Below are 24,955 nucleotides of genomic sequence, written 5' to 3'. Positions count from 1 at the left end.
CCTCTCCCCAACCCCTCTCCCGCAAGGGGAGAGGGGCTTAGAATTTCGGCATGCATCCTGCCTGATCTGGCACTTCATGCATGCAACCCCCGCAAGGGGAGAGGGGCTTAGAACTTCGGCATGCATCCTGCCTGATCTGGCACTTCATGCATGCAAGCGCAGAAGCGCAGTTGGTCCCTTCTCCCGCGTGCGGGAGAAGGTGCCCGCAGGGCGGATGAGGCGAGCTTTCCGCTTCAGCGGGCCTCCTCCAATCAAGCTTAGCTACCTCGATCTGCCCTCACCCCAACCCCTCTCCCGCTTGCGGGAGAGGGGCTTTTGTTTTTCGGGGCTTTCATTCTTCTGCATTCCCATGGCGTGCCAGCGTTCCATCCACGGCATCCCACATAGGTGCATATGCACCTACACTGCGAGCCATCGAATCCGGATCCCACGATGGACGCTCCCAGCCCTTGCACCTGCTTCCAGTTGCGCCGTGCCGCCCGCCGGGTGTCGCAGGTTTACGACCATCATCTGGCTGCTGCCGATCTCAGCCTCAATGCGTATTCCATCCTGCGTCGAGCGCGTGAACCTCGGCCGTTGGGCGCGTTGGCCGATGCCTTGGGCATGGACCGCACGACGCTGACCCGCAATATCAAGCCACTGATCGAGAGCGGATTACTGCAATCACAAACCGGCGACGATCCGCGCCAGCGCGAAGTACGTATCACCGCCGCCGGCAAGCGACGCCTGCAGAAAGCGCTGCCGTTGTGGCAGCAGGCGCAGGATGAGATTGAAGCGGTCTTCGGCAGCAAGCCGGTTGCCGGTTTGAACCAGCAACTCGAAGCGCTGAACAACGCGCTGGAAGCGGAGGCGCGCACATGAGCCCGACACCGCTGACACGAACACCGTGGGGCCTGCTGCTGGCTGCGTCCGCCATCTTGATGGTGACGATGGGCGTGCGCCAGACCAGTGGTTTGTTGATTGACCCGATCAACACCGCCACCGGTTTGAGCATCGCCCAGATCAGTTTCTCGCTGGCGATCGGCCAGTTTGTCTGGGGCGCGGTGCAGCCGCTGTTCGGCGCGCTGGCGGACCAGCGTGGGCCGCTGCCGGTACTGTTCGGCGGCGGCGTGTTGCTGGCGGTTGGCTTGGTCGTCGCTACGCTGGTGCCCAGCACCTGGGGACTGAATTTGAGCTTTGGCTTGCTGATGGCAGCCGGTGCCGGTGCGGGCAGTTTTTCGGTATTGATTGGCGCCAGCAGTTGGCGGATTCCGGCGCACAAACGCTCGATGGCGGCCGGCATCATCAATGCCGGCGGTTCGTTGGGGCAGTTCCTGTTTGCGCCGCTGGTGCAGGTGTTGCTGACCGCGTTCGGCTGGGTCCGCACGCTGTATGCGTTGGCGGTCATCGTGCTGCTGTCGCTGCCGCTGGCTTGGCCGCTGCGCAAACGCGCGCCCCGCGCCGAAGCGGGTGCGGATGGCGAAAGCCTCGGCCTGCAACTGCGCAAAGCGCTGCGTGACCGCAGCTATTGGTGCCTGCACCTGGGTTTCTTCACTTGTGGCGTGCATATCGCATTCCTGGTGACGCACCTGCCCAGCGAGATCGCCATGTGCGGCCTGTCGCCAACGGTGTCGTCGATCTCCATCGCGCTGATCGGGCTGTTCAATATCGCCGGCAGTCTGATCATCGGCGCCTTGGGCGAACGTTTCCGCATGAAGTGGTTGCTGTTCTGGATGTACCTGAGCCGCGCAGTGTTGATTGCGCTGTATCTGGCGTCGCCGCCCACCCCGACCACCTTCTATCTGTTTGCCGCCGCGTTGGGCTTCACTTGGCTGGCGACGGTGCCGCCGACCGCCGGCCTGGTCGGCAAGCTGTTCGGCCCGCGGCATATGGGAACGCTGTTTGGCCTGACCTTGTTGTCGCACCAGATCGGCGGCTTCTTCGGCGCATGGCTGGGCGGCGTCGCGCTGGAATACGGCGGTGACTACAGCTGGATGTGGTACGGCGATATGGTGCTGGCGGCGATTGCGGCGCTGGTCAACCTGCCGATCCGCGAAGCGCCGGTGCAGCGTGTAGTCGCAGTCTCCAGCTGAACCGTACAGGGCGGTATCTGAGCGAAAACAAGGCAAACATTGAAACCGGACATTTTTGTCCGGACAATAACCGCCATGACTTCCATACGCCCTGATGCCGCCTTGCGCCGTGCTCAGCTACTGGACGCTGCCGATGCCGTGTTCGGCGAACACGGCATCACGGCGCCCTTGGATCTGGTGGTGGAACGCGCCGCGGTTGGCCGCGCCACGCTGTATCGCAACTTCCCGGATCGGGCGTCGCTGATCGGTGCCCTGCTGGAGCGCACCGTCGCGCAACTGCAATCGCATCTGCTTGAACTTGGCAATCGCGAGGATGCGTTTTTCGAGGTGATTGATGCGATGGCCGCACGCATCGTCCACTCTCCTGCCATGGCCGATTACTGGCGCGCAGTGGATCAGGACAGTCCACCGGTGCGCGACGCCCGCCAGCGCGTGTTGCAGTTGATCGAACCCGCCCTGCTGCGCGCAAAAGCAGCCGGCCTATGCCGCGCGGATCTGCAGCTCAGTGACGTGACGCTGATTTCCAGCATGCTCGGCGCAGCCCTGCGTGGGCGCACCCGCGAGGAACGTTCGGTGCTCGCCACGCGTGCATTGGAACTGCTGCGCCCGGGCTTGTCACCGCAACGCGCGCGGGCAGTGCCATGAAGCCGCTACGGCCCATTCCTCAGTGGGAAGACCACGAAAAGCCGACCCTGCCCGGTGGCGCGTCGATGCCGTGGCATCCGCCCGGGCGGCGCGCTGCCTATGCGGCGGTGGCGCTGCTGGTGGCGATCACCGGCGGCCTGGGCAATGCGCTGATCACTGCCAACCTGCCGTGGATCACCGGGCAGATGGGCTTGCAGGCCACCGAGGCCAGCTGGCTGGTGGCCGCGTACATGATGGTCAACGTCAGCGCCAACCTGTTGGTGTTCAAGTTCCGCCAGGAATACGGTTTGCTGTTGTTCGCTGAGATCGGCCTGGGCGTGTACGCGGTGTTGGCGGTGCTGCATCTGTTTGTCGGCAGCCTCGCCACCACTGTGCTGGTGCGTGCTGGCAGCGGTTTTGCGGGCGCGGCCTGCAGTACCTTGAGCGTGCTGTACATGCTGCAGGCAATGCCACGCAAATATGTGGGGCAGATGTTGATGATCGGCATGAGCCTGTCGATGCTGGCCACGCCACTGGCCTGGCTGCTTTCGCCCAGCCTGCTCAACTACGGCGAGTGGCAGAACCTGTACCTGTTCGAGGCTGGGCTGGCCTTGTGCTCGTTCGCCGCCGTGGTGGTGTTGAAGCTGCCGCCAGGCATCCAGATCAAAGTATTCGAGCGCACCGATTTCCTCACCTTCGCCCTGCTCGCCCCGGCCTTGGCGATGCTGGTGATCGTGCTCAATCAAGGCTTGCTGCGCTGGTGGTTCGACACACCGTGGCTGGGCTGGCTGCTGGCCGGTGCGCTGGTGCTGCTGACCACGGGTTTGTGTATTGAACAACAACGCCGCAATCCGCTGCTGCAGGTGCGTTGGTTGATGGGCTCGACGATGCTGCGCTTCATCATCGGTGCGTTCTTGATCCGCTTCCTGACCAGCGAACAGAACTACGGCATGGTCAACATGATGCGTACGCTGGGCATGGGCCCGGACCAGATGGCGCCGCTGTACGCCGTGATCCTGTGCGGTGTGGTGGCCGGCATCGCGATCAGCGCGCTGACGTTCGGCCCAAAAGCACTGCTGCCGCAATTGGCGGCATCGATCATTCTGCTCGGCAGTGCCGCGTTCCTCGACCAGCACCGCACCAGCCTGGACCGACCGATGGACTTCGCGTTGAGCCAGTTCCTGGCAGCCACCGGCAGCGGCATGTTCATGGGGCCGCTGATGCTGATGGGCATGCAGCGGGCGTTGGCGCGTGGCTTGGACCACATTGTGTCGTTCGTGGTGATCCTGTCGTTGACGCAGAATTTTGCCGGGCTGGCCGGCTCAGCCTTGCTGGGCAGCTACCAACTGCACCGCGAGCATGTGTATTCGAGCGAGTTGATCAGCCACACCAGCGCTGCCGATCCACTGGTCGCGCAACGCCTGCAACAACAGCAGCAGGCTTATGCCCGGCTGATTACCGATCCGGTGCAGCTCAAGGCGCAGGGCACCGCCGCGTTGGCCGCTGCGGCGAAACGCGAAGCCAATGTGCGCGCCTTCAACGATGTGTTCGCGCTCAGCGGTTGGATCGCCATCGGCTTCCTGAGTTGGCTGCTGCTGGTGGTCACGCTGCGTGACCCGCGCGTCCGAAAATTCCTGCGGCCCGAGCAGGCCGCCCCCTCTTCAAACCGGGGCTCCCGATGAGCGACAAGACCAACCCAGCCACACCTGCCGAGCCGGAATCGGTATCCAAGTACAACCGCCCCAGCCGCACCAGCGTGGTGGTGATGATCGTGATCGCGCTGATCGGTGTGGTGCTGATCCTGCGCGCGTGGCAGTTGTGGCCGTTCAACAGCAGCACCCTGCATACCGACAATGCGTACGTGCGCGGCCAGGTCACCGTGCTCGCGCCGCAGGTCAACGGCTATGTCACGCAGGTGCTGGTCAAGGATTTCGACTTCGTCAAACAAGGCCAGCCACTGCTGCACATTGACGAGCGCATCTACCTGCAACACGTACAGCAGGCCGAAGCATCGCTGGCAGACGCGCAGGCGCAGCTGGCCAATTCCGACCAGAGCCAGGCGCAGAACCGCGCGCAGATTGCCTCGGCACAGGCCAATCTTTCCGCCGGCCGCGCACAGCAACAGCAGAGTCAAACCGAACTGCGCCGCTATGAACAATTGGCCGCGCAGCAGCTGGTGTCCAACAGCGACCGCGACAAACTGCGCGCCAGCGTGCAGTCCTCCAACGCCAGCGTGGCGCAGTCGCAGGCGTCCATCCGCATCGCCGAAGAAAACCTCACCGCCACGCAAGTGTCGCGGCGCGGTCTGGAAGCCAAGGTCGCCAGTGCCGAAGCCGCATTGAAGCTGGCGCAGATCGACCTGGACAATACCGTCATCAAGGCACCGCGCGACGGCCAGGTATCCGAAGCCAGCGTGCGCCAGGGTCAGTACGTGACCGCCGGCAGTCAGTTACTGTTTCTGGTGCCGGACACCTTGTGGGTGGTGGCCAACTTCAAGGAAGGCCAGACCTGGAACATGGCCATCGGCCAGCCCGCGACTTTCAGCGTCGATGCGTTCCAGGGCAAGACGCTGCACGGCCATATCGAGCAGATCGCCCCGGCAACCGGTTCGGAGTTTTCGGTATTGAAGCCGGACAACGCCAGCGGCAACTTCACCAAGGTGGTGCAGCGTCTGCCGATCCGCATCAGCATCGACGCCGACCAGCCGCTGGCCGCACGCTTGCGCCCGGGCATGTCGGTGGTGGTCAACGTGGATACGGCGGCGGAGCCGCTGCCCGCAAAGCCGTAGGCGCGGCCCTGGCCGCGAAACTCGCGGGCGTTTCCGCCGTCGTAACCCCCGTCATCTGACCGGATGTGATCGCTGTTTTCACGCGACGAATGCAGGGCCGGCTTCGCGGCCGAGGCCGCTCCTACGCGAATTTTCCTGTCAGTGCGCTAGGCTGTGCACAGTCTTTGAGGCGGAAAAACCGTGATGCGATTGAATCTTGTCTTTTCAGCATTCGCAATGCTGGCTGCCCCCGGCCTCCATGCCGCCGCGCGCTCCGACACGCTTTACAGCGGCGGCCCCATCATCACCATGGACGACAACCAGCTACACGCAGAAGCGGTAGTGGTGCGTGACGGCACCATCGCGTTTGTCGGCAGCCGCAAGGCCGCGCGTGCGTTCAGCCCCGCTGCGCAGCAGATCAATCTGCAGGGTCACACGCTGACGCCGGGCTTCATCGATGCGCACGGCCATGTCTCCGGTGTTGGCCTGCAAGCCTTGTCGGCCAACCTGTTGCCGGCGCCCGATGGCGAAGGCAACTCGATTCCGGCGTTGCAGCGGATCATGCGCGAGTTCCGCGCACACCCTTCCACGCCCGAGGGTTACCAGGTACTGATCGGCTTCGGCTACGACGACTCGCAGCTGGCGGAGAAACGGCACCCCACCCGCACCGAACTGGACGCCATCGCCACCGATATTCCGATCATCTTGATGCATCAATCCGGGCACCTCGGCAGCTATAACAGCAAGGCGCTGGAGATGGCCGGCATCACCGCCGACACGCCCAATCCCGACGGTGGCGTGATCCGCCGCGAACCCGGCACTCACATTCCCGATGGTGTGCTGGAAGAAAGCGCGCACAACCTCGCGCTGGCCAAGTTGATGCCGGTGATGACACTTGAACAGGCGATGGCGATGCTCGAAGCCGGGCAAGCGCTGTACATGAAGTTCGGCTACACCACCGCACAGGACGGCAAGACCGATGCAGGGACGCTGGCGATGCTCCCAATGGCGGGCAAGGCCGGCAAATTGAAGATTGATGTGGTCGCCTACCCGGACATCGAGGTGGCATTGAAAGACCCGGCGATGCAGGGCCCGTATTACGGCCTGAACTACGTCGACCACTTCCGCATCGGCGGGGTGAAGATCAGTTTGGACGGCTCACCGCAAGGCAAAACCGCGTGGTTGAGCAAGCCCTATTACAAAGTTCCGGAGGGAGAGAAACCCGACTACGCCGGCTACCCGGCGTTCCCCGACGCGCAGGTCAATACGTTGATCGACCGCGCATGGGCCAACGGTTGGCAAGTGCTGGCGCATGCAAATGGTGACGCGGCCATCGATCAGCTCATCCATGCGGTCGCCGCAGCCGAAGCCGCGCATCCGGACAAGCATTTGATGCCGGTGTTGATCCACGGTCAGACGCTACGCAAAGACCAAGTGGGCGAGATCAAACGGCTCGGCATCTTCCCGTCGCTGTTCCCGATGCACACCTATTACTGGGGCGACTGGCACCGTGAATCGGTACTGGGCCCGGAGCGCGCCGAGAACATTTCACCGACACGCTGGGTGCTGGATGCGGGCATGAAGTTCACCTCGCACCACGATGCACCCGTTGTTTTCCCCGACGCGATGCGCGTGCTCGACGCCACCGTCAACCGCACCACGCGCAGCGGTCATGTGCTCGGCCCGGATCAGCGGGTAACGCCGGAGCAGGCATTGAAGTCGATCACCTTGTGGGCGGCGGAACAATATTCGGAACAAGCCAGCAAGGGCTCGATTGAAGTGGGCAAGCGCGCCGATCTGGTGGTGCTGTCGGACAACCCGCTGACCATTGCCCATCCGCAGCTGCACACCATCAAAGTGCTGCAGACGATCAAGGATGGTGACGTGGTTTACCGCACGGAGCCGACGACCCAAAAGTAAGTGATGCGGAAACGTGGCCCGGGCAAGCACCGCACACCCGGGACGCTCGCAATCTGCCAGTTTCCGGCACATGCGTCGATGCACCGTTGTTCGCTGACAGCCCCGGGTGCGTTGCTTACCCGGGCTACGGGTTTCGTTTCGGTCTGCTGTGAGGCACTGCCCAATTCGGTGCCGTTTCGCCCACAAAAAAGCCGCGCAATGCGCGGCTTTTTTGGATTCAATCGTGACATCTCAACCGGCGCAGTTCGCACACAAACCATGCACTTCCAGTGTCTGCGCCTGCGGCTTGAAGCCGAGTTCCTTGGCGCGGGCTTCCAGCTGGCGGACGATGTCGCGGTCTTCCAACTCCACCGCACTGTGGCAGCGATCGCAGATCAGGAACGGCACCGAGTGCTGATTGCTGCTGGGGTGATGGCAGGCAACAAACGAATTGACCGACGCCAACTTGTGCACGAAACCATTGGCCATCAAAAAATCCAGCGCGCGATACACGGTGGGCGGGGCGTCGGCACCGACGCCCTTGCCTTCACGCACCCATTCCAGCAGTTCGTAGGCTTTGACCGGCTTGCCCGCCTCGGCGATGAGGCGCAGCACGTTGGCGCGGATCGGCGTCAGCCGCAGCCCGCGCTCGCGGCACACCCGTTCGACCACCGCGACAAAGCCGGCCGCGTCTTCGACGTGGTGGTGCGGGGCGGTACAGGAGTGTGCATCGGTCATGTCTACCTCGGGGTCAGGCGGTTGGGATCTTGATGAGTGCGGCGTCGATGCGTTTCAAGGCCTCGTCGCGCCCCGCCAGATACACGGTATGGGAAATGTCAGGGCTGACCTGGGTGCCGGTGATGGCCACACGCAGCGGCTGCGCAACCTTGCCCATGCCCATTTCCAGCTGTGCGGCAGTGTCATGCAACGCGGCCGACACGCTCTCCGCACTCCATTCCGGCAAGGCAGCCAGCAGCTCGCGGGCCTTGGCCAGCGGCGCGTCTGCGCCCGGCTTGAAGTGCTTGGTCACGGCGGCTTCGTCGTAATCGTTCAGCGGCGTGTACCAGACCACCGCCTTCTCGGCCATTTCCTTCAGGGTCTGCACGCGCTCACGCAGCGCGATGACCACGTCGGCCGGCGCCGGGCCAGCGGCCACGTCCAGGCCCAGCTTTTCCAGCTGGTAAACCAGCTGCGGGGCGATGGATTCCGGCGTTTCGGTCTTCAGGAAGTGCTGGTTGACCCAGCCCAGCTTGGCCATGTCCAACCGCGCCGCCTTGGAGTTGCAGTTGGTCACGTCGAACAGACTGATCAACTCCTCGCGGGTGAAGATTTCCTGGTCACCGTGCGACCAGCCCAGACGGGCCAGATAGCTCAGCAGCGCTTCGGGCAGGTAGCCGGCGTCCTTGTACTGCATGACGTCAGCCGCGCCGGTGCGCTTGGACAACTTGGCGCCCTGCTCGTCCAGGATCATCGGCATGTGGCCGAACTTCGGCACCGGGGCGCCGATGGCTTCGTACAGATTGATCTGGCGCGGGGTGTTGTTGATGTGGTCATCACCGCGGATGACCTCATTGATCTTCATGTCCCAATCGTCGACCACCACCGCGAAGTTGTAGGTGGGGAAGCCGTCCGGGCGGAAGATGACCATGTCATCCAGCTCGCTGTTGGCGATCTCGATGTTGCCCTTGATCAGGTCGTCGAACAGCACCGTGCCGTCGAGCGGGTTCTTGAAGCGGATGACGCGGTTCGGGTCGTCCTTGTACGGCAGGTTCAGCTCACGTGCGGCGCCGTTGTAGCGCGGCTTTTCCTGCTTGGCCATGGCGGCTTCGCGCATGGCGTCGAGCTCTTCCTTGGTTTCGTAGGCGTAGTACGCCTTGCCGTCGGCGATCAGCTGCTCGGCCACTTCCTGGTAACGGGCGACGCGGGCGGTCTGGTAGATCGGGCCTTCGTCATAGCTCAGGCCGAGCCAGTCCATCGCCTCCAGAATCGCGTCGATGGCGGCCTGGGTGCTGCGTTCACGGTCGGTATCTTCGATGCGCAGCACGAACTCGCCGCCACGGTGACGGGCCTCCAGCCAGCAATACAGCGCGGTGCGGGCGCCACCAATGTGCAGGTAGCCGGTGGGACTGGGGGCAAAACGAGTGCGAACGGTCATGACAGGCGCAGAAGTGGGAATCGCGGCATTTTACCCCTTCCCCTCCTTCGGCGCCCTGCAGCCGCTTCAGCCCCTCTCCGCGGGCTGATAAACCAACAAGAGCCTGCGAACTGCAGCTGTCAGCCCCTCTCCGCGGACTGAAAAACCAACAAGAGCCTGCGAACTGCAGCTGTCAGCCCCTCTCCCGTCTGTACGGGAGAGGGGTTGGGGTGAGGGCAGCTTCGGCTTCGGCTTCGGCCTTGGCCTTCCATCAAGAAGCAAAGCAACAACCAAAGCCAAAGCGCCCTCGTCCGCCCTTCGGGCACCTTCTCCCGCACGTGGGAGAAGGGAGGCGTCGCGCGTTGCTTTCTCTCCCCCAAAAAGCAGAAGGGCCGCGATGCGGCCCTTCCAAATCAACACTACGAGCCAACTGCCGGACTCACTTCTCCAGCAACGGCTTGCGTGGGAAATTCCCCTCGCGCATCGACGCGTTGTAAACGAACGAAGCAACAATCGCCGCGGCCTGCTTCAAATCCTCCGCCTCGGCGTGATCCCACGTATCCAGATGGCTGTGGTGCACGTTGCTGAAGTAATCCAGACGGTCCTGGATGAACTGGAAGCCCGGCAGGCCCACGCGGTCGTAGCTGATGTGGTCGGTGCTGCCAGTGTTGCGCGTGGCCACCGTCGTCGCGCCCACATCGTTGAACGGCTTCAACCACGCCTCGAAGATCGGCATCGCCGCCATGTTTTCCTGCGCGTAGATGCCACGGAAGCGGCCCGAGCCGTTGTCCATGTTGAAGTACACCTGGAACTTGTCGTAGTCACGCAGCTTCTGCAGCGCGCCGGTCGGGTCACGCAGCGATGCCGGCAGTGCCTTCTGTGCAGCGTCGGTCGGCTCCGGGTAACGCGCGAAGTGCTTGGCAACATAGTCCTGCGAACCGATCAGACCCTGCTCTTCGCCGCTCCACAACGCCACGCGGATGGTGCGCTTGGGCTTGGCACCCACGGCCTTGAGGATGCGCATGGCTTCCATCATCACCGCCACGCCGGCGGCGTTGTCTGCCGCGCCGGTGCCGGTGTGCCAGGAGTCCATATGCGCGCCCAGCATCACGATTTCATCGGCCTTGCTGCTGCCGCGGATCTCGGCCAGCGTGTTGTGGCCGGGCTGGTTGGTGTCGTCGGTGAAACGTGCCTCCACGTTCACGCGCAGACGCACGGTCTGCTTGTCCTTCAGCGCGCGCACCAGCGGATTGAAGTGTTCGGCAATCATCGCCAGCTCGGGAATGCCGACCGACTCACCGGCCTTGCGCGAGCCACCACCGGCCACGCGGATGATGCCGTTGTCCCAGCCACTGATGCTGATCGCAGCCAGGGCGCCCTCGGCGATGAAGAACTCGTTGGTCGCGCGTACCAGCTCCTGGCGCTCGTTGTATTCCTTGACCCGCTTTGCGCGATCTTCAGCGGCTGTCTTGGGAATGGTGAATTCCTGCAAGCCTTCCAACGAGGTGGCGTCGTGACGATGCGAGTCGGCTTCGGTGCCGCGCTTGTAGTCGCGCGCGTCGCCCAGCAGCAGGATCTTGCCGCGCAGTTTGCCCTTGTACTGCTCCATGTCGGCCAGCTTCTTGATCTCAACCTGGATCAGCTCGCCTTCGACCGGGCCATTGGTGCCCGGCGTCCACGCCTTGGGCAACGCATGCAGCGGCTGCACGCGTTCGGACAGCATTTCAACGCTGGACGAAGAGAACTCCCAGCCACGGCCGAAATCGGCGAATGCCTCGTCGTGCACATTGGTCAGGCCCCACGCGTTGAAGCGCTCACGGCTCCAGCGGTTGGCCTCGGTCATTGCCGGGGAATTGGTCAGGCGCGGGCCGATGTTTTCGGTGAGATGGCTGAAGGTGTCCATCACCTGCGAACGGTGGAAAGCTTCCTGGCGGATCTTGCCCACCATGTCCAGGTCCACCTGCTCGGCGGCATACGCCGGAGCCCCCACTGCCAATCCCATGCACAACGCCAGCAAACCACGCTTGATCACTTGACTTCCCCAGGCCCCAGGCCGAATCACGACAAAGTGTCGAGTCTAGCCAGCGGCTGGCTGCGTTGGAGCCGGCCAATGGTCATGGTTGGCGGGAATTGGTTTGTGTTTTGGGGTGCATTGCGTCCCCCTTTCCCCCTCTCCCCAACCCCTCTCCCGCGAGGGGAGAGGGGCTTCGCCCACTGCGAGTTCAAGCCTCGCTGGCAACTGCAGCTTTTTAGAGCCCCTCTCCCCAACCCCTCTCCCGCAAGGGGAGAGGGGCTCGGTGCATTGCGACTTGAAGCAATGCTTGCAGCTGCAGCTGCCCCTCTCCCCCTGCGGGGTGAAGCGAGACGCTTGCGAACCACAGGTTCGCGGCTCGCTGAACGCCCTCGCGCTGGCGCAAGGGCCGGGGCGCGGAGCGGGGGTTGGGGAGAGGGGGATATCCGCCCATTCAATTCAACCACCCATACACCACCAACCGCTCCACCGGCAGCACCGCCAACCACGCGCGCTTGTCCACCGAGGCAGCAATAAATCCCGATCCTCGCCACGCCGTCATCGCATCGCTCGAAACAACTACTTCGGCAAAGTCCTCTCCATCCAACGCAAGCCGCCGCCACACGCCGTAATGCGCAGGCACCTGTTGCTGCAATCCCGCACGCGCCACATGCGCCTGCTCAAAAAACGCCAATCCCTGCCGCTGGATCGCAACGGCCGTCTGCCCTGCCAGCCGCAACACCATCAGCCCCTGCGCTGTGCAGTCGAACATGCTGCCCAGCAGTACTTCTTCCAACTGTCCCGGCGAGGTGCCGAAATGCAGCAGGCCGTTGGTTTCGATGGCGGCCGGCAGCAGCCGCTGCGCGCGGCGGTGGATCGATACTCGGTTCATATCCTGAGTGCTCCCGAAAACGGGGTGACCGAAGCCACCCCGCGTCGATTACGGCAATACCGGGGGCGTGGTCGGCTTGGCAGCGGAGCGGTTGCTCAACTCGTACCAGTCCACCTTGCGGGTGATCCACATGATCACGGTCAACACGCCGAACAGCAGCAGCGAACCCATCAACAATGCGTTGTTTTCCGAGTCCAACAGCATGTACAGCACGCCATACAACAGGGTCAGCATGGTCGAGAAGCCGAGCCCGTATTTCCAACTGCGCAGCACGCCGCTCAAGTAGAAGCCCTGCAAACCGATACACGCCGCTGCGGATATCAGGTACGCCTGCCAGAACGGAATCTGCTCGGACAGACTCACCAGCAGCAGGAAGAAGATCGCCAACGCCAAGCCCACCAGCAGGTACTGCAGCGGGTGAATCCGCAGCTGCTTGATCAGCTCGAACAATGCGAAGCCGACAAAGGTGAGCAGCACGAACAGGATGCCGTACTTGGTGGCGCGGTCGGCCTGGGTGTAGACGTCGACCGGGTCCACCAGCGCGACGTTCAACGACTCCACACTGCCGCCTGCACCACGAATGCTCTTCAGCAACTGCGCCTGCGCTGCAGATGCCAGCGAGGAAACGGCCCACTGCGCCTTGAAGCCGCTGTCATCGATGCTGCGTTCGTTGGGCAGGAAGCTGCCGCCGAACAAGGGATGCGGCCACGGCGAATCCAGCGCCACGCGGGTGTCATCGCCAACCGGCACCACCGACAGCGAGCGGGTGCCATCCAGCACGAACTCCAGTTCGACCTTGTTGCCTTCGCGCAGTACGCCCTGGCTGATATCCAGCAGTTCCGACAGCGGCGCATGCAAACCCTTTGAGGTTTCTTCCAACACGCCGGAGCCGGACTCCAACGGTATCGCGCGGCCATCCACCCGCAGGTTCGGCGTGCCGACCAGGCCGCGCACGTCGGCGATGCCCAGCGCCAGATACGGGCGACCATAGGTGCGACCCGCCACCGCGGCGTAATTGGTCGGAGCGAACTCCGCCTGCAACTTGGCCTGCCAGCTGTAAACCGGCACTTTGAACAGGCCGATGCGGCGTTCGTCGGGACGCATCTTGCCCTGTACGTTCAACCGCGCCGGCATCTGCAGGTCGTAACCGTGTTCGGTACGCAGCTCCGTCTTGCGCTGACTGCTGCCTTCAACGTCTACCTCCACCTCGCGCGTCTGTTTCCACGGCAGCACACGCACCGGGCCGATCAGCGTCTGCTCGCCGGCCCGGCTCTGCGCCACGCGCTCGATCGCCTGGTCGCGATAGCGCTCACGCTCATTGATGGTGCTGCGGATCAGCAGCAAGGGAATCAACAACAACAGCGCCAATCCGCCGACGATGGCGAAGCGCAACAGCAATTTCAGGGAAGTCATGTCCCGTCCTCGTGTGGTAACCGAGGCACAGCTTCTTCCCGCCGGGTGAGCAGGGTTTGTGGCGAATTTGAAGCGAATGTGAAGTCAGGCCAGCGGCAGTACCAGACTGGCTTCGGCGCCGCCGTCGGGATGATTGCGCAGTTGCGCGCGGCCGCCGTGCAGGCGCGCGACTTCGGCTACAAATGGCAAACCCAGGCCACTGCTGCGCTGGCCGCCGCGCGGCCGCGCCAGCGAATAGAAACGCTCGAACACACGTTCCTGCGCGTAATCCGGCACGCCGGGACCTGCGTCGCGCAGGCTCACCGTCCAGCCGTCATCGCCCTGCTGCACGCTCAACACGATGCGGCCACCTTCCGGCGAAAACGCGATGGCGTTGTCCAATAGGTTGGACAGCGCCTGTCGCAACAGGAAGGCATCACCTTGCAGCAGCGCGCGTTCGGGCATCGCGCATTCCAGTTGCAGGCGTGCGGCCTGCAGGCTCGGGCTGGCGTCGTCAACCAACGCGCGGCACAGCGCGACCAGGTCCACCTCGCCACGTTTCTGCAGCCAACCGTGCTGTTCCACTTCGGCCAGCCGCAACAGCTGGTCGATGGTTTCGGTCAGGCGCCGCTCCTGCTGCGCGATATTGCCGGCAAAGCGTTGCCGCTCGGCCTCGGGCAGCGGCTCCTGCAGCAGCTCGGCGGCACCGCGAATGGCCGCCAGCGGGCTTTTCATTTCGTGCGTCAGCGACTGCACGTATTGCTCGACGTAGGCCTTGCCTTCCAGCTTGCGGCGCATGATTTCCAGCGCTTGGCCGAGATCGCCGATTTCATCGCGACGGCGACGTGGCGGCGGCACTGGCTCACCGGCGCTCACCGCCTTGGCATAGCGGCTCAGGCTGCCGATGCCGCGCGACAGCCACCACGTCATCAGCAAGCCAATCAACGCCGACAAGCCGATCAACCATGCTCCGCGCGCCATGATGGCGCGCTGGCTGGCGGCGATGAACGGATCGATGGTGTCGTTGGGCTGCGACAAGGTCAGCACGCCGATCAGGGTGCGGCCGTCGGCCGGGTCGTAGATCGGTGCGGCGACGTGCATCACCGTGGAGGTTTCATCGCCGGGCGTTTCCGGGCTGGAACGCGCGCCGTATTCGCCACGCAGCGTCTTGTACACATCGTTCCAGCGCGAGTTGTCGCGGCCCACGTCCTGCCCGCGCGAGTCGTAGATCACGATGCCCTTGGCGTCGGTGACCGTTACCCGGTACTCCACGCTGCGCTTGGGAAAGCGCCAGACCATCGCCTTGGGATCACGCCGCTGCGCGGTAGCCATCTGCGCAGCGAAGCTGCCGTCAGCGATGTGCCCGGCCTTCAAGTCCGGTGCGGCGATCACCGCCAGCACGTTGGCTGCATCCACCAAGGTGGATTCCATCGCCTGGCGCACACCAGGCTTCACCTCGTTGACGAACACGCGCATCACGAAGAACGCAGCGATGCCGACGATCAGGAAGAACCCCAGAAAAATTTTGAGCCCCAGCCGCATTACAGCTCCAGCGCGTAACCCACGCCGCGATGGGTACGGATGGGATCGTCCTGCGCGCCGGCCGCGCGCAGCTTGGCCCGCAGGGTTTTGACGTGGGTGTCGATGGTGCGGTCGGTGCTGTCGCTGGTGTGGTCCCAGCCGCGCTCCATCAGCTGCGCCCGGCTCAGGATCGCCCCCGGCCGCTGCAGCAGCGCCGCCAGCAGTGCGTATTCGTAGCGGGTGATATCCAGCAGCGCGTCCTGGTAACGGATGCGCCGACCTTCCTCGTCGATGGCGAAGCGGCCGCATTGGCGCCAACCCGCTGCCGTGCCCGGCGAAGCTGCCGAAGACGCCGTGGCGGCCCCGCGACGCAGCCGGGCGCGCACCCGGGCCACCATTTCGCGTGGCGAGAACGGCTTGGTCACATAGTCGTCGGCGCCCAGCTCCAGCCCCAGCACCCGGTCGAACTCGTCGTTGCGGGCGGTCAGGAAGATCACCGGCACCTGGCTGAACGTGCGCAGCTGCCGGCACACCTCAAACCCGCCCAGATCGGGCAGGCCGACATCCAGCACGACCACGTCGGCGCCCTCGCCACGCAGGCGTTCCAGGGCTTCGCGGCCCAGCGCACAGTGGCTGGCGGCATAGCCTTCGCTGCGCAGGGCATAGAGAAGGGTATCGGCAATGGCGGCCTCGTCTTCGACGACGAGTACCCGGGCTGGCTGGTCTGACATGCCGCCAGCATAGCCGCCGCCCGGGCACCCCCGTACACTTCGCCGATGAACTATCGCCACGCCTTCCACGCCGGTAACCACGCCGACGTGCTCAAGCACGTTGTCATGCTGGCCATGATCGACGCGCTCAAGCGCAAAGAATCCCCCTTCTTCGTCCTGGATACCCATGCCGGGCGCGGACGCTACCTGCTTGCGGCCGAAGAAAGCCGCAAGACCGCCGAGGCCGACCTGGGCATCCTGCAGCTGATGACCACCCCGGCGCTGCCTGAAGTGGTCGAGAGCTACCTGCGCGCCGTGCAGGCCGACAACCCGGTTGGCGCGCTGGTGTCCTACCCCGGCTCGCCGCTGCTGGCCGCCCGTGCCCTGCGCGAGCAGGACCGCATGGCCGCCTGCGAGCTGCAGAAAGACGAAGCCGCCGCACTCAAGGAACTGTTCGCGCACGACCGCCGCGTGCAGGTGTTTGCCGGCAACGGCTACGACAGCATCCGCGCCCTGCTCCCGCCCAAATCCGGCGCCGACAAGATCGGCCGCGCCCTGGTGCTGATCGACCCGCCCTACGAGGTGCAGGACGCCGAATACCCGCAGATCATCGCCACCCTGCGTGAAATCCTCACCCGCATGCCGCAGGCCCAGTGCGCGGTGTGGTACCCGATCAAGCAGCGCCGCAGCCTGCAGCAGTTCTTCCGCAAGGCCACTCACCTGCCGGCCAAATCCGTGCTGGTAGCTGAACTGCTGGTCCGCCCGGACGACTCGCCCCTGCGCCTGAACGGCAGCGGCATGTTATTGGTCAACACCCCCTGGCAATTCGACAAAATTCTGTCGCCGGCGCTCCCCGTCCTTAAGAAACATCTGGGCGAGGCAGGCGCTTCCACCCGCCTTGAATGGCTGAAAATGCCTGAGTGATGTCCGCCGCAAGCGGCCATGACACTGCGTTGAAGAACGTTCACAGTATTTGGGCGTGCGGATGACAGAATCCGGGGACTTTGGAGGAACCGTAGTCATGGCTACCCGTAATCGCATGCCGCCCTGGCATGAACATTTCAAAGCACCCAGCGGTAGGGAGCTGCTTATCCGCCCCATCCGGCCAGAAGACGGCCCCCCGCTGCAAGGCGCGTTTGCGCTGTTCGGGCCGGAAGAAGTGCGTGACAAGTTCCTGCAGTCGGTGGAAGCACTGTCGGATGAGACCGCACAGCGGCTCACCCACCCCAATCCCAAGACCGAGATCGCCCTGGTGGCCGCCGAGCCGCTGCCACCGGGTGAAGCCGTGGTCGGCGCGGTCGCACGCGCCTCCATCATCCCCGGCACCCGCGACGCCGAGTACGCCATTCTGGTCAGCCGTTTTCTGGCCGGCCAGGGCCTGGGCCGGCAGTTGATGCGCAAGCTGGTGAAGTGGGCACGCGGCAAATATCTAGACCGTCTGTACGGCGACATCGCCGAGCAGAACGAGCCGATGCTGCAACTGGCCGCTTCGCTGGGCTTCAAGCAGGTTCCACATCCCAGCGGCACCCCGGGCCTGGTGCGAATGGTGCTGGAACTGGCCACCTGAGAACGCGCTGATCCAAGGCAGGAGTGTGTGGCGGGCGAAGCTGGAGCACGGTTTCGCCGCTTTCCCCTCTCCTGCCTTCGGCATCCCGCTCCGCGCCCCGGCTTCGCGCAGCGCGCGAAGCGTTCACGCAGGTGCGATCCAATGGATCGCAAGCCACCTGCGCTCACCCCGCGAGGCGAGAGGAGCACTGCAAGGGCAACAGCAAAATCGGACTGCTGAGCAGCCAGTGAGGTTCTGAGTAAGGGGCAAAGCTGGAGCACGACTACGCCGTTCTCCCCTCTCCTGCCTTCGGCATCCTCTCCCGCAAGGGGAGAGGAGCACTGCAACGGCAAAGGCAACGGCAACGGCAACGGCAAAATCAGTTTTTGCACATGGCCGGGCCAGCAGCCAAGCCCAGAGCGAAAGTTGAGCCTTGGGCGCTGAAGCTTGGGCACGGCCGCCCCGCGCGCTCCTGCCGCTGACCGGCCGCTCAAGCCGCATCTGTTAAAATCGGCGGCTCATGTCTGCCATCTCATCCTCCTCTCCGCCGCTGCCCCGTTCGGGCCAGCTTCGCGCCTGGTGGCGCGCCCCGGCTTCCACGACGGCCCTTGCGTGGCATGTGGCGCAGGCCGCGCAAGCGCACGGTAGGCCGTTGTTGCTGGTCACGCGCGACAACCAGAGCGCGCACCAGACCGTTGCCGATCTGCAGACGCTGCTGGGCACCGACGCCAACGCGCTGCCGGTGGTGCCGTTCCCCGATTGGGAAACGCTGCCCTACGACCAGTTCAGCCCGCACCCGGACATCATTTCGCAGCGTCTGGCCGCCCTGCACCGCCTGCCCACGCTGACGCGCGGGATCGTGGTGGTGCCGGTGCAGACGTTGCTGCAGCGGTTGGCGCCACTGAGTTACATCGTCGGTGGCAGCTTTGATTTGAAGGTCGGCCAGCGGCTGGACATGGATGCCGAGAAGCGGCGTCTGGAAAGCGCCGGTTACCGCAATGTGGCGCAGGTGCTGGATCCGGGTGATTTCGCCGTGCGCGGCGGCCTGCTCGATGTCTACCCGATGGGCGCGGCCGCACCGCTGCGCATCGAGCTGCTGGACGAGGACATCGATACCATCCGCGCGTTCGACCCCGAGTCGCAACGCTCGTTGGACAAAGTGGCCGCAGTGAAAATGCTGCCCGGCCGCGAAGTGCCGATGGACGAGGCCAGCCTGGCCAAGGTACTGACCACGCTGCGCGAACGCTTTGATGTGGATACGCGCCGCAGTCCGCTTTATCAGGACCTGAAAGCCGGCGTGCTGCCGTCGGGCATCGAGTATCTGCTGCCGCTGTTCTTTGACCGCACCGCCACGCTGTTCGACTACCTGCCCGAGGGCTTCCTGACCGTCGTCGGCACCGGTGTCGCCGAAGCGTCCGATGCGTTCTGGCAGCAGACCGGCAGCCGCTACGAACAACGCCGTCACGACATCGAACGGCCGTTGCTGCCGCCCGATGAGATCTACCAATCGCCGGACACGCTGCGTGAGCAGTTCAACAAACAGCCGCGCGTGGAAGTGTGGCCGGCCGATCATCCGCGCATCGACGAGGCACAGCCGCTGGGCGACCAGCCACTGCCGCCGCTCCCCGTCGCCGCCAAGGATGCCCCTGCCGGTCAGGCGCTGAAGTCGTTCCTTGAGCATTACCCGGGTCGGGTGCTGATTGCCGCCGATTCGCCGGGCCGTCGCGAGGCGCTGCTGGAAGTGCTGCAGGCTGCCGACCTGCGGCCGCCGGTGGTGGCTAGCTTCAATGCTTTTCTCCCTTCCCCTCTCGGGGGAAGGTGGCCCGAAGGGTCGGATGGGGGTGCGGGCTCAGGCAAGAGCGCAGGCAAGAGCGCCCTCTCCCCAACCCCTCTCCCGCGCGCGGGAGAGGGGCTTTCAAAAAGCGAGAAGCTGTCCAAGGACGCTGAGCTTCCCCGGTTCGCCATCACCGTTGCGCCGCTCGACGATGGCTTTGCCATCATCGACCCGCCGATGGCGGTGCTTACCGAGCGTCAATTGTTCCCCGAGCGTGCCGGCCATGCGCGGCGCACGCGGCGGGCCGGGCGTGAGCCGGAAGCCATCATCCGTGACCTGGGCGAGCTGACCGAAGGCGCGCCCATCGTCCATGAAGATCACGGTGTCGGTCGTTACCGTGGCCTGATCGCGATGGACGTCGGCGGCATGCCGGGCGAATTCCTCGATATCGAATACGCCAAGGGCGACCGCCTGTATGTGCCGGTCGCGCAGCTGCACCTGATCAGCCGCTATTCCGGTGCCTCGCCGGAAACCGCGCCGCTGCATTCGCTCGGTGGCGAGCAGTGGACCAAAGCCAAGCGCAAGGCCGCCGAAAAGGTCCGCGACGTAGCGGCCGAGCTGCTGGAAATCCAGGCGCGCCGCCGCGCTCGCGCCGGGCTGGCGCTGGATATCGACCGTGCCATGTACGAGCCGTTTGCGGCCGGCTTCCCATTCGAGGAAACCGCCGACCAGCAGGCCGCCATCGATGCAACCCTGCGCGACCTGCAGTCCAGCCAACCGATGGACCGCGTGGTCTGCGGCGACGTGGGCTTCGGCAAGACTGAAGTCGCTCTGCGCGCGGCGTTTGCCGCTGCCAGCGGTGGTAAGCAGGTGGCGGTGCTGGTGCCGACCACGCTGCTGGCCGAACAGCATTACCGCAACTTCCGCGACCGCTTTGCCGATTACCCGCTGCGCGTGGAAGTGCTGTCGCGCTTCAAGAGCACCAAGGAAATCAAGGCCGAGTTGGAGAAGGTGGCCGAAGGCACGATCGACGTGATCATCGGTACGCACCGTTTGTTGCAACCCGATGTGAAGTTCCGCGATCTGGGCCTGGTCATCGTCGATGAAGAACAGCGGTTTGGTGTACGCCAGAAGGAAGCGCTGAAGGCGATGCGCGCGAATGTGCATCTGCTCACGCTCACCGCCACGCCGATTCCGCGCACGCTCAACATGGCGATGGCCGGCTTGCGCGACCTGTCGATCATCGCCACGCCGCCGCCGAATCGCCTGGCAGTCAAAACCTTCATCACCGCCTGGGACAACGCGCAGCTGCGCGAAGCCTTCCAGCGCGAGTTGTCGCGCGGTGGCCAGCTGTACTTCCTGCACAACGACGTGGAAAGCATGGGCCGGATGCAGCGTGAGCTGTCCGAGCTGGTGCCCGAGGCGCGCATCGGCATGGCCCACGGCCAGATGCCCGAGCGCGAGTTGGAAAAGGTGATGCTGGATTTCCAGAAGCAGCGCTTCAACGTGCTGCTGGCCAGCACCATCATCGAATCGGGCATCGACATTCCCAACGCCAACACCATCATCATCAACCGCGCCGACCGCTTTGGTCTGGCCCAGTTGCACCAGTTGCGCGGCCGCGTCGGTCGCTCGCATCACCGCGCGTATGCGTACCTGGTGGTGCCGGACAAGCGTTCGATGACGCCCGATGCCGAGAAACGGCTGGAAGCCATCGCCTCGATGGACGAGCTGGGCGCGGGTTTCACCCTGGCCACGCACGATCTGGAGATCCGTGGTGCCGGCGAATTGCTGGGCGAGGACCAGAGCGGGCAGATGGCCGAGGTCGGTTTCAGCCTGTACACCGAGCTGCTGGAACGCGCGGTACGTTCGATCAAGGCCGGCAGGTTGCCGGATCTGGATGCAGGCGAAGAAGCACGCGGCGCCGAAGTCGAGCTGCATGTGCCGGCGTTGATCCCGAACGACTACCTGCCCGACGTACACACGCGTCTAACCCTGTACAAGCGCATTTCCAGCGCGCGCGACAGCAGTGCATTGCGCGAGCTGCAGGTGGAGATGATCGACCGTTTCGGCCTGTTGCCGGATCCGGTGAAACATCTGTTCGCCATCGCCGAACTCAAGCTGCAGGCCAATGAACTGGGCATCCGCAAGTTGGAGCTGGGCGAAAACGGCGGCCGCATCGTGTTTGCGAGCAAGCCCAACATCGACCCGATGGCGGTGATCCAGCTGATCCAGAAGCAGCCCAAGCTCTACCAGATGGATGGCCCGGAAAAACTGCGCATCGAACATCCGTTGCCGGAAAGCGCGGACCGCTTCAACGCCGCGCGCGCCTTGCTGACAACCCTGAAGCCCTAGGCTTGCTGAACGAAAGAAGGCGTGAAATTTGCGTAAGAGCGAGGCCGCACCGAGAATGCGCGCCCTCGCTTATCATCGACGAGCCTCTCCAAGGCCGTGCCGCACATGTCACCTATTTCCATGCCCGTGGGGTTGTCCATTCCTCCCGAGGACAACTCCTGCGCCATCACGGTGCTCGCCGCCGCGCTCGACCAGCGCGACAGCTACACCGACCATCACTGCAACCGCGTTTCGCAATTGGCCCATGCGATGGGCCAGCACTGCGGCTTGCCGGAAGATCGTTTGGCGCACCTGGTGCTGGCGGCACGCTTTCACGACGTCGGCAAGATCGGCATCCGCGATGATGTGCTGCTGTATCCGGGCAAATTGGATGAGGACAAACGCTCGATCATGCGCACCCATCCGGAACGTGGCGCGGCCCTGTTCAAAGCCACCGGCCGCGACGATGCGCAGCAGGTTGCCACGCTGATCCGCCATCACCACGAAGCCTGGGACGGCAGCGGTTATCCGCATGGGCTGCAAGGCGAAGAGATCCCAATGGAGTCGCGCATCCTCACCATCGTCGATGGTTACGACGCGATGACCTCGTTGCGTCCCTATCGCGCGCCGATGTCGACCGAGGCCACGCTGGAAATTCTCGACAAGCAGCGCGGTCGTTTGATCGACCCACGCCTGCTCGATGAATTCCTCGGCATGCTGCGCGAAGACAACAACGTCATCTAAACGTCCTGGCCCAAGCGCCGCACATTCGCAAGTCACCCCGTAGTGCCGAGCCATGCTCGGCAGACGTCTCACCGATAAAGCCCCAGCAGCGCGTGGCTCCGCGCGATCAAGCGCGTGCCGCCGGCCGCGCTGAACTCCCCGCTACTTCACCACCCGGAAACGCACGCGCGTCCACGCGCCGTCTTCGGCCAACGCGGTGAGGGTGTGTTCGCCGGGCTCATCGAAGTCACGCGTGAACATCCGGCTGCCGCGCGTCTGCGCAATCCAGCGGCCATCCAGCAACCACTCGATGGATGACTCACTGCCGAGCGCGCGAACCTGCAGGCGCGGCCCGTGGGTTGCACCGGGCGCGCGTGCCAACGTCGCTTTGTCGTTGAGCCCCTGGATGTGCAGCACGCCATCGGATTGCCGCCCATCCTCCGGGCAGCCCGGTGCCAACGCGGGCAGTTGCTGCGCCTGCCGCTGCGCTGGCGAAAGCCACGGCGACGCCAGCGCCGGCCAGCGTGCGATCTCGCGATCCTCACGTTGTTCATAGCCTTCGCAACCGGCCGAAATCCGCTGTCCGCTTTTTGCATCCACCTGGAAGCGCACCCTGCCCGCCTGCCACAACCGCGCCTCGCGCTCCGGGAAGGTGGGCGGTATCACGCCATCCAGCACCATCGCCGGGAAGCGTCGCTGGCACATGGCCGGCGGTGTCTGTTCGGCAGCGATGCCCAACGGCCAACAGATATCGACTTCGCTGACACTGGCGGGGACCGCCTGCGCGGCGTTGTCGTTGCCCTGTCGCGGCAGGCTGTCGATCACCTCGAACATCAACGGCAAGGCCGTCACCGCGCCGTACTGGCCCGGCAACGGCGTGCCGTCCGGCCGACCGACCCACACGCCGACGGTGTAGTTGCGCGTGCTGCCAATCGCCCACGCATCGCGATAGCCGTAGCTGGTGCCGGTCTTCCACGCCACCTGCGGGCGGCTGCCGGTATCGAACGTGCCCACGCCATAACCCGGGCGTGGATTGGATTGCAGGATGTCGCGCACGATCCACGCCGCGCCGTCGGACATCATGCGTCGTTCGATGCGTGGATCCTGCGGCGTGTAACGCACACGGCCGGCAATGCCGCCACGGTTGAACGCAGCGAACGCGCCCACCAGCCCTTCCAACTGTGCGCCGGTGCCGCCGAGGATCACTGCCAGGTTCGGCTTCGCACCGTGCGGGAATTTCAGGTTGACGCCGCCATTGGCCAGGCGTGCGGTGAAGCGCGCAGGGCCAACGCGGTCCAGCAGATCCACCACCGGCACGTTCAACGACAGGCGCAGCGCACTGGCCGCGCCAACCGGCCCGTTGAACGCCGCATCAAAGTTGCCCGGCCGATAGCCACCAAAACTCTGCGGCGCATCCATCAGCAGGCTTTCGGAATGGATCAGCCCATCGTCCAGCGCCATGCCATACAGAAACGGCTTGAGCGTGGAGCCGGGCGAACGCCAGGCCTGCACCATATCGACATGGCCCAGCCGCGCCTTGTCGGCGAACGCCACCGAACCGACATAGGCGCGCGCTTCCAGCGTGGCGTTGTCCATCACCAGCAACGCGGCCGAGGTGCGCTCGGGCAGCTGCGAGAAATACGAGGACACCCGTTCTTCCAACGTGCGCTGCAAGCCGCTGTCGAGCGTGGTCTGGATATGTGCGGCCTTCGGTTGCTGGCTGCGCAGACGCTGCGCCAACAATGCCGCATGCAATGGCTGCTTCAACGAACGCGCCACCACCGGCTCGATGCGCGCGTCGGCCACTTCATCGGCCGACCACTCGCCCAGCGCAGCCATGCGCGCCAACACCTTGTCGCGCGCACGCTGCGCCGCTTCGGGGTGACGGTCCGGGCGCAAACGACTCGGCGACTGCGGCAGCACCGTCAGCAACGCTGCCTCGGCCTGCGACAGGTACGCCGCGGATTTACCCAGGTACGCCCAACTGGCTGCTTCCACACCTTCGATGGTGCCGCCATACGGTGCGCGTTCCAGATACAGATCCAGAATCTCGCCCTTGCTCAGATGCACTTCCAACTGCAGCGCACGCAGCAGCTGCTTCACCTTTCCCCACGGCGTGCGGGTATGCGGATCCAGAATGCGCGCCACCTGCATGGTGAGCGTGGAGCCACCCGAAACAATGCGCCGCTCGAACAGCCACTGCTTGCCAGCGCGCAGCAAGGCCCACGGATTGATGCCCGGGTGCCGCCAGAACCAGCGGTCCTCATAGGTGAGCAGCGCCTGCAGATACAACGGCGACACGGTTTTGGCATCGGCCGGATAGCGCCACACACCTTCGGCATCGGCAAACGCGCGCAGCGGCGTGCCGTCGCTGGCGACCACCAGGGTGCTGGTGTCGCGTGACTTTGGCAGCGGCGGCGGGAATGCGATGTCGAGGATCAGCAGCAACGCCAGGGCGGCGGCGACGCCCCAACGCAGAAGGCGGAGCTTGGGAACAGCGCGCAGGCGAGTGCCAACATTTTTCAGCCAATGGGCGCGCGGATTCACTCGTGCTTG

18 protein-coding genes are annotated in these 24,955 nt (G+C 64.4%); 10 read left to right on the top strand and 8 right to left on the bottom strand.

Annotated elements, in window-relative coordinates; all coding sequences use genetic code 11:
- The first annotated feature begins 432 nt into the window (after positions 1-432).
- The 6 genes from ACREP4_RS06185 (at position 433) to ACREP4_RS06160 (ending at position 7,383) form a co-directional block, all read left to right on the top strand.
- Complete coding sequence (locus ACREP4_RS06185; RefSeq protein ID WP_431595275.1) at positions 433-861, top strand: MarR family winged helix-turn-helix transcriptional regulator; 429 nt, start codon at positions 433-435, stop codon at positions 859-861.
- Positions 858-2,072, top strand: a complete 1,215-nt coding sequence (locus tag ACREP4_RS06180; protein WP_431595274.1) for an MFS transporter — start codon at positions 858-860, stop codon at positions 2,070-2,072. Before ACREP4_RS06185 ends, ACREP4_RS06180 begins: the two co-directional genes overlap by 4 nt.
- 75 nt (positions 2,073-2,147) lie before the next feature.
- Positions 2,148-2,717, top strand: a complete 570-nt coding sequence (locus tag ACREP4_RS06175; RefSeq protein ID WP_431595273.1) for a TetR/AcrR family transcriptional regulator — start codon at positions 2,148-2,150, stop codon at positions 2,715-2,717.
- Positions 2,714-4,378: an MFS transporter gene (locus tag ACREP4_RS06170; RefSeq protein WP_431595272.1), complete on the top strand. Its 1,665-nt coding sequence runs from the start codon at positions 2,714-2,716 to the stop codon at positions 4,376-4,378. The genes ACREP4_RS06175 and ACREP4_RS06170 overlap by 4 nt, the downstream gene beginning before the upstream one ends.
- A complete protein-coding gene (locus ACREP4_RS06165; protein WP_431595271.1) occupies positions 4,375-5,484 on the top strand; it encodes an HlyD family secretion protein in 1,110 nt (369 codons plus the stop codon). The genes ACREP4_RS06170 and ACREP4_RS06165 overlap by 4 nt, the downstream gene beginning before the upstream one ends.
- A 216-nt stretch (positions 5,485-5,700) precedes the next feature.
- A complete protein-coding gene (locus ACREP4_RS06160) occupies positions 5,701-7,383 on the top strand; it encodes an amidohydrolase (RefSeq protein WP_431595270.1) in 1,683 nt (560 codons plus the stop codon).
- 231 nt (positions 7,384-7,614) lie between these two features.
- On the opposite strand, the gene ACREP4_RS06155 is transcribed toward ACREP4_RS06160, so the two are convergent.
- The 7 genes from ACREP4_RS06155 to creB all read right to left on the bottom strand — a co-directional run bounded on the left by ACREP4_RS06155 (position 7,615) and on the right by creB (position 16,043).
- Positions 7,615-8,100 carry a transcriptional repressor gene (locus ACREP4_RS06155; RefSeq protein ID WP_431595269.1) on the bottom strand — a complete coding sequence of 162 codons (486 nt, stop codon included), beginning with the start codon at positions 8,098-8,100 and terminating at the stop codon, positions 7,615-7,617.
- A gap of 13 nt (positions 8,101-8,113) precedes the next feature.
- On the bottom strand, positions 8,114-9,517 hold the full coding sequence (gene gltX, locus ACREP4_RS06150) for a glutamate--tRNA ligase (protein ID WP_431595268.1): 1,404 nt from the start codon (positions 9,515-9,517) through the stop codon (positions 8,114-8,116).
- A 418-nt stretch (positions 9,518-9,935) separates the two neighbouring features.
- Entirely contained in the window at positions 9,936-11,528 is a 1,593-nt protein-coding gene (locus tag ACREP4_RS06145; protein WP_431595267.1) for a M20/M25/M40 family metallo-hydrolase, read from the bottom strand.
- A gap of 433 nt (positions 11,529-11,961) precedes the next feature.
- Positions 11,962-12,399 carry a hypothetical protein gene (locus ACREP4_RS06140; protein WP_431595266.1) on the bottom strand — a complete coding sequence of 146 codons (438 nt, stop codon included), beginning with the start codon at positions 12,397-12,399 and terminating at the stop codon, positions 11,962-11,964.
- Positions 12,400-12,447: 48 nt separating this feature from the next.
- Positions 12,448-13,812: a cell envelope integrity protein CreD gene (creD, locus tag ACREP4_RS06135; RefSeq protein WP_431595265.1), complete on the bottom strand. Its 1,365-nt coding sequence runs from the start codon at positions 13,810-13,812 to the stop codon at positions 12,448-12,450.
- 84 nt (positions 13,813-13,896) lie between these two features.
- Positions 13,897-15,333, bottom strand: coding sequence for a two-component system sensor histidine kinase CreC (gene creC / locus ACREP4_RS06130; RefSeq protein WP_431595264.1), 1,437 nt, complete (start codon positions 15,331-15,333; stop codon positions 13,897-13,899).
- The gene (gene creB, locus ACREP4_RS06125; protein ID WP_431595263.1) at positions 15,333-16,043 is read right to left on the bottom strand and encodes a two-component system response regulator CreB; all 711 of its coding nucleotides are present in this window, start codon (positions 16,041-16,043) and stop codon (positions 15,333-15,335) included. Before creB ends, creC begins: the two co-directional genes overlap by 1 nt.
- Before the next feature lie 45 nt (positions 16,044-16,088).
- On the opposite strand from creB, the gene ACREP4_RS06120 reads away from it, so the two are divergent.
- The 4 genes from ACREP4_RS06120 (at position 16,089) to ACREP4_RS06105 (ending at position 22,420) form a co-directional block, all read left to right on the top strand.
- Positions 16,089-16,946: a 23S rRNA (adenine(2030)-N(6))-methyltransferase RlmJ gene (locus tag ACREP4_RS06120; RefSeq protein ID WP_431595262.1), complete on the top strand. Its 858-nt coding sequence runs from the start codon at positions 16,089-16,091 to the stop codon at positions 16,944-16,946.
- A gap of 97 nt (positions 16,947-17,043) precedes the next feature.
- On the top strand, positions 17,044-17,589 hold the full coding sequence (locus tag ACREP4_RS06115) for an N-acetyltransferase family protein (protein WP_431595261.1): 546 nt from the start codon (positions 17,044-17,046) through the stop codon (positions 17,587-17,589).
- A 499-nt stretch (positions 17,590-18,088) separates the two neighbouring features.
- A complete protein-coding gene (gene mfd, locus ACREP4_RS06110) occupies positions 18,089-21,697 on the top strand; it encodes a transcription-repair coupling factor (RefSeq protein WP_431595260.1) in 3,609 nt (1,202 codons plus the stop codon).
- 105 nt (positions 21,698-21,802) lie between these two features.
- Positions 21,803-22,420 carry an HD-GYP domain-containing protein gene (locus ACREP4_RS06105; RefSeq protein WP_431595259.1) on the top strand — a complete coding sequence of 206 codons (618 nt, stop codon included), beginning with the start codon at positions 21,803-21,805 and terminating at the stop codon, positions 22,418-22,420.
- Positions 22,421-22,561: 141 nt separating this feature from the next.
- Here the strand turns inward: ACREP4_RS06105 and pbpC are convergent, their stop codons facing one another.
- The gene (gene pbpC, locus ACREP4_RS06100; protein ID WP_431595333.1) at positions 22,562-24,925 is read right to left on the bottom strand and encodes a penicillin-binding protein 1C; all 2,364 of its coding nucleotides are present in this window, start codon (positions 24,923-24,925) and stop codon (positions 22,562-22,564) included.
- Positions 24,926-24,955 lie beyond the last annotated feature (30 nt).

The sequence above is a fragment of the Stenotrophomonas sp. genome, from assembly GCF_050737575.1.
GTDB lineage: Bacteria > Pseudomonadota > Gammaproteobacteria > Xanthomonadales > Xanthomonadaceae > Stenotrophomonas.
The sequence above is the reverse complement of the archived record's forward strand: the minus strand, read 5'-3'. Positions and strand labels throughout refer to the sequence as shown.

Coding starts and splice junctions, on each gene's coding strand:
- ACREP4_RS06185 (WP_431595275.1), top strand. CDS start 433: ATGGACGCTCCCAGCCCTTGCACCTGCTTCCAGTTGCGCCGTGCCGCC.
- ACREP4_RS06180 (WP_431595274.1), top strand. CDS start 858: ATGAGCCCGACACCGCTGACACGAACACCGTGGGGCCTGCTGCTGGCT.
- ACREP4_RS06175 (WP_431595273.1), top strand. CDS start 2,148: ATGACTTCCATACGCCCTGATGCCGCCTTGCGCCGTGCTCAGCTACTG.
- ACREP4_RS06170 (WP_431595272.1), top strand. CDS start 2,714: ATGAAGCCGCTACGGCCCATTCCTCAGTGGGAAGACCACGAAAAGCCG.
- ACREP4_RS06165 (WP_431595271.1), top strand. CDS start 4,375: ATGAGCGACAAGACCAACCCAGCCACACCTGCCGAGCCGGAATCGGTA.
- ACREP4_RS06160 (WP_431595270.1), top strand. CDS start 5,701: ATGCTGGCTGCCCCCGGCCTCCATGCCGCCGCGCGCTCCGACACGCTT.
- ACREP4_RS06155 (WP_431595269.1), bottom strand. CDS start 8,100: ATGACCGATGCACACTCCTGTACCGCCCCGCACCACCACGTCGAAGAC.
- gltX (WP_431595268.1), bottom strand. CDS start 9,517: ATGACCGTTCGCACTCGTTTTGCCCCCAGTCCCACCGGCTACCTGCAC.
- ACREP4_RS06140 (WP_431595266.1), bottom strand. CDS start 12,399: ATGAACCGAGTATCGATCCACCGCCGCGCGCAGCGGCTGCTGCCGGCC.
- creD (WP_431595265.1), bottom strand. CDS start 13,812: ATGACTTCCCTGAAATTGCTGTTGCGCTTCGCCATCGTCGGCGGATTG.
- creC (WP_431595264.1), bottom strand. CDS start 15,333: ATGCGGCTGGGGCTCAAAATTTTTCTGGGGTTCTTCCTGATCGTCGGC.
- creB (WP_431595263.1), bottom strand. CDS start 16,043: ATGTCAGACCAGCCAGCCCGGGTACTCGTCGTCGAAGACGAGGCCGCC.
- ACREP4_RS06120 (WP_431595262.1), top strand. CDS start 16,089: ATGAACTATCGCCACGCCTTCCACGCCGGTAACCACGCCGACGTGCTC.
- ACREP4_RS06115 (WP_431595261.1), top strand. CDS start 17,044: ATGGCTACCCGTAATCGCATGCCGCCCTGGCATGAACATTTCAAAGCA.
- mfd (WP_431595260.1), top strand. CDS start 18,089: ATGTCTGCCATCTCATCCTCCTCTCCGCCGCTGCCCCGTTCGGGCCAG.
- ACREP4_RS06105 (WP_431595259.1), top strand. CDS start 21,803: ATGTCACCTATTTCCATGCCCGTGGGGTTGTCCATTCCTCCCGAGGAC.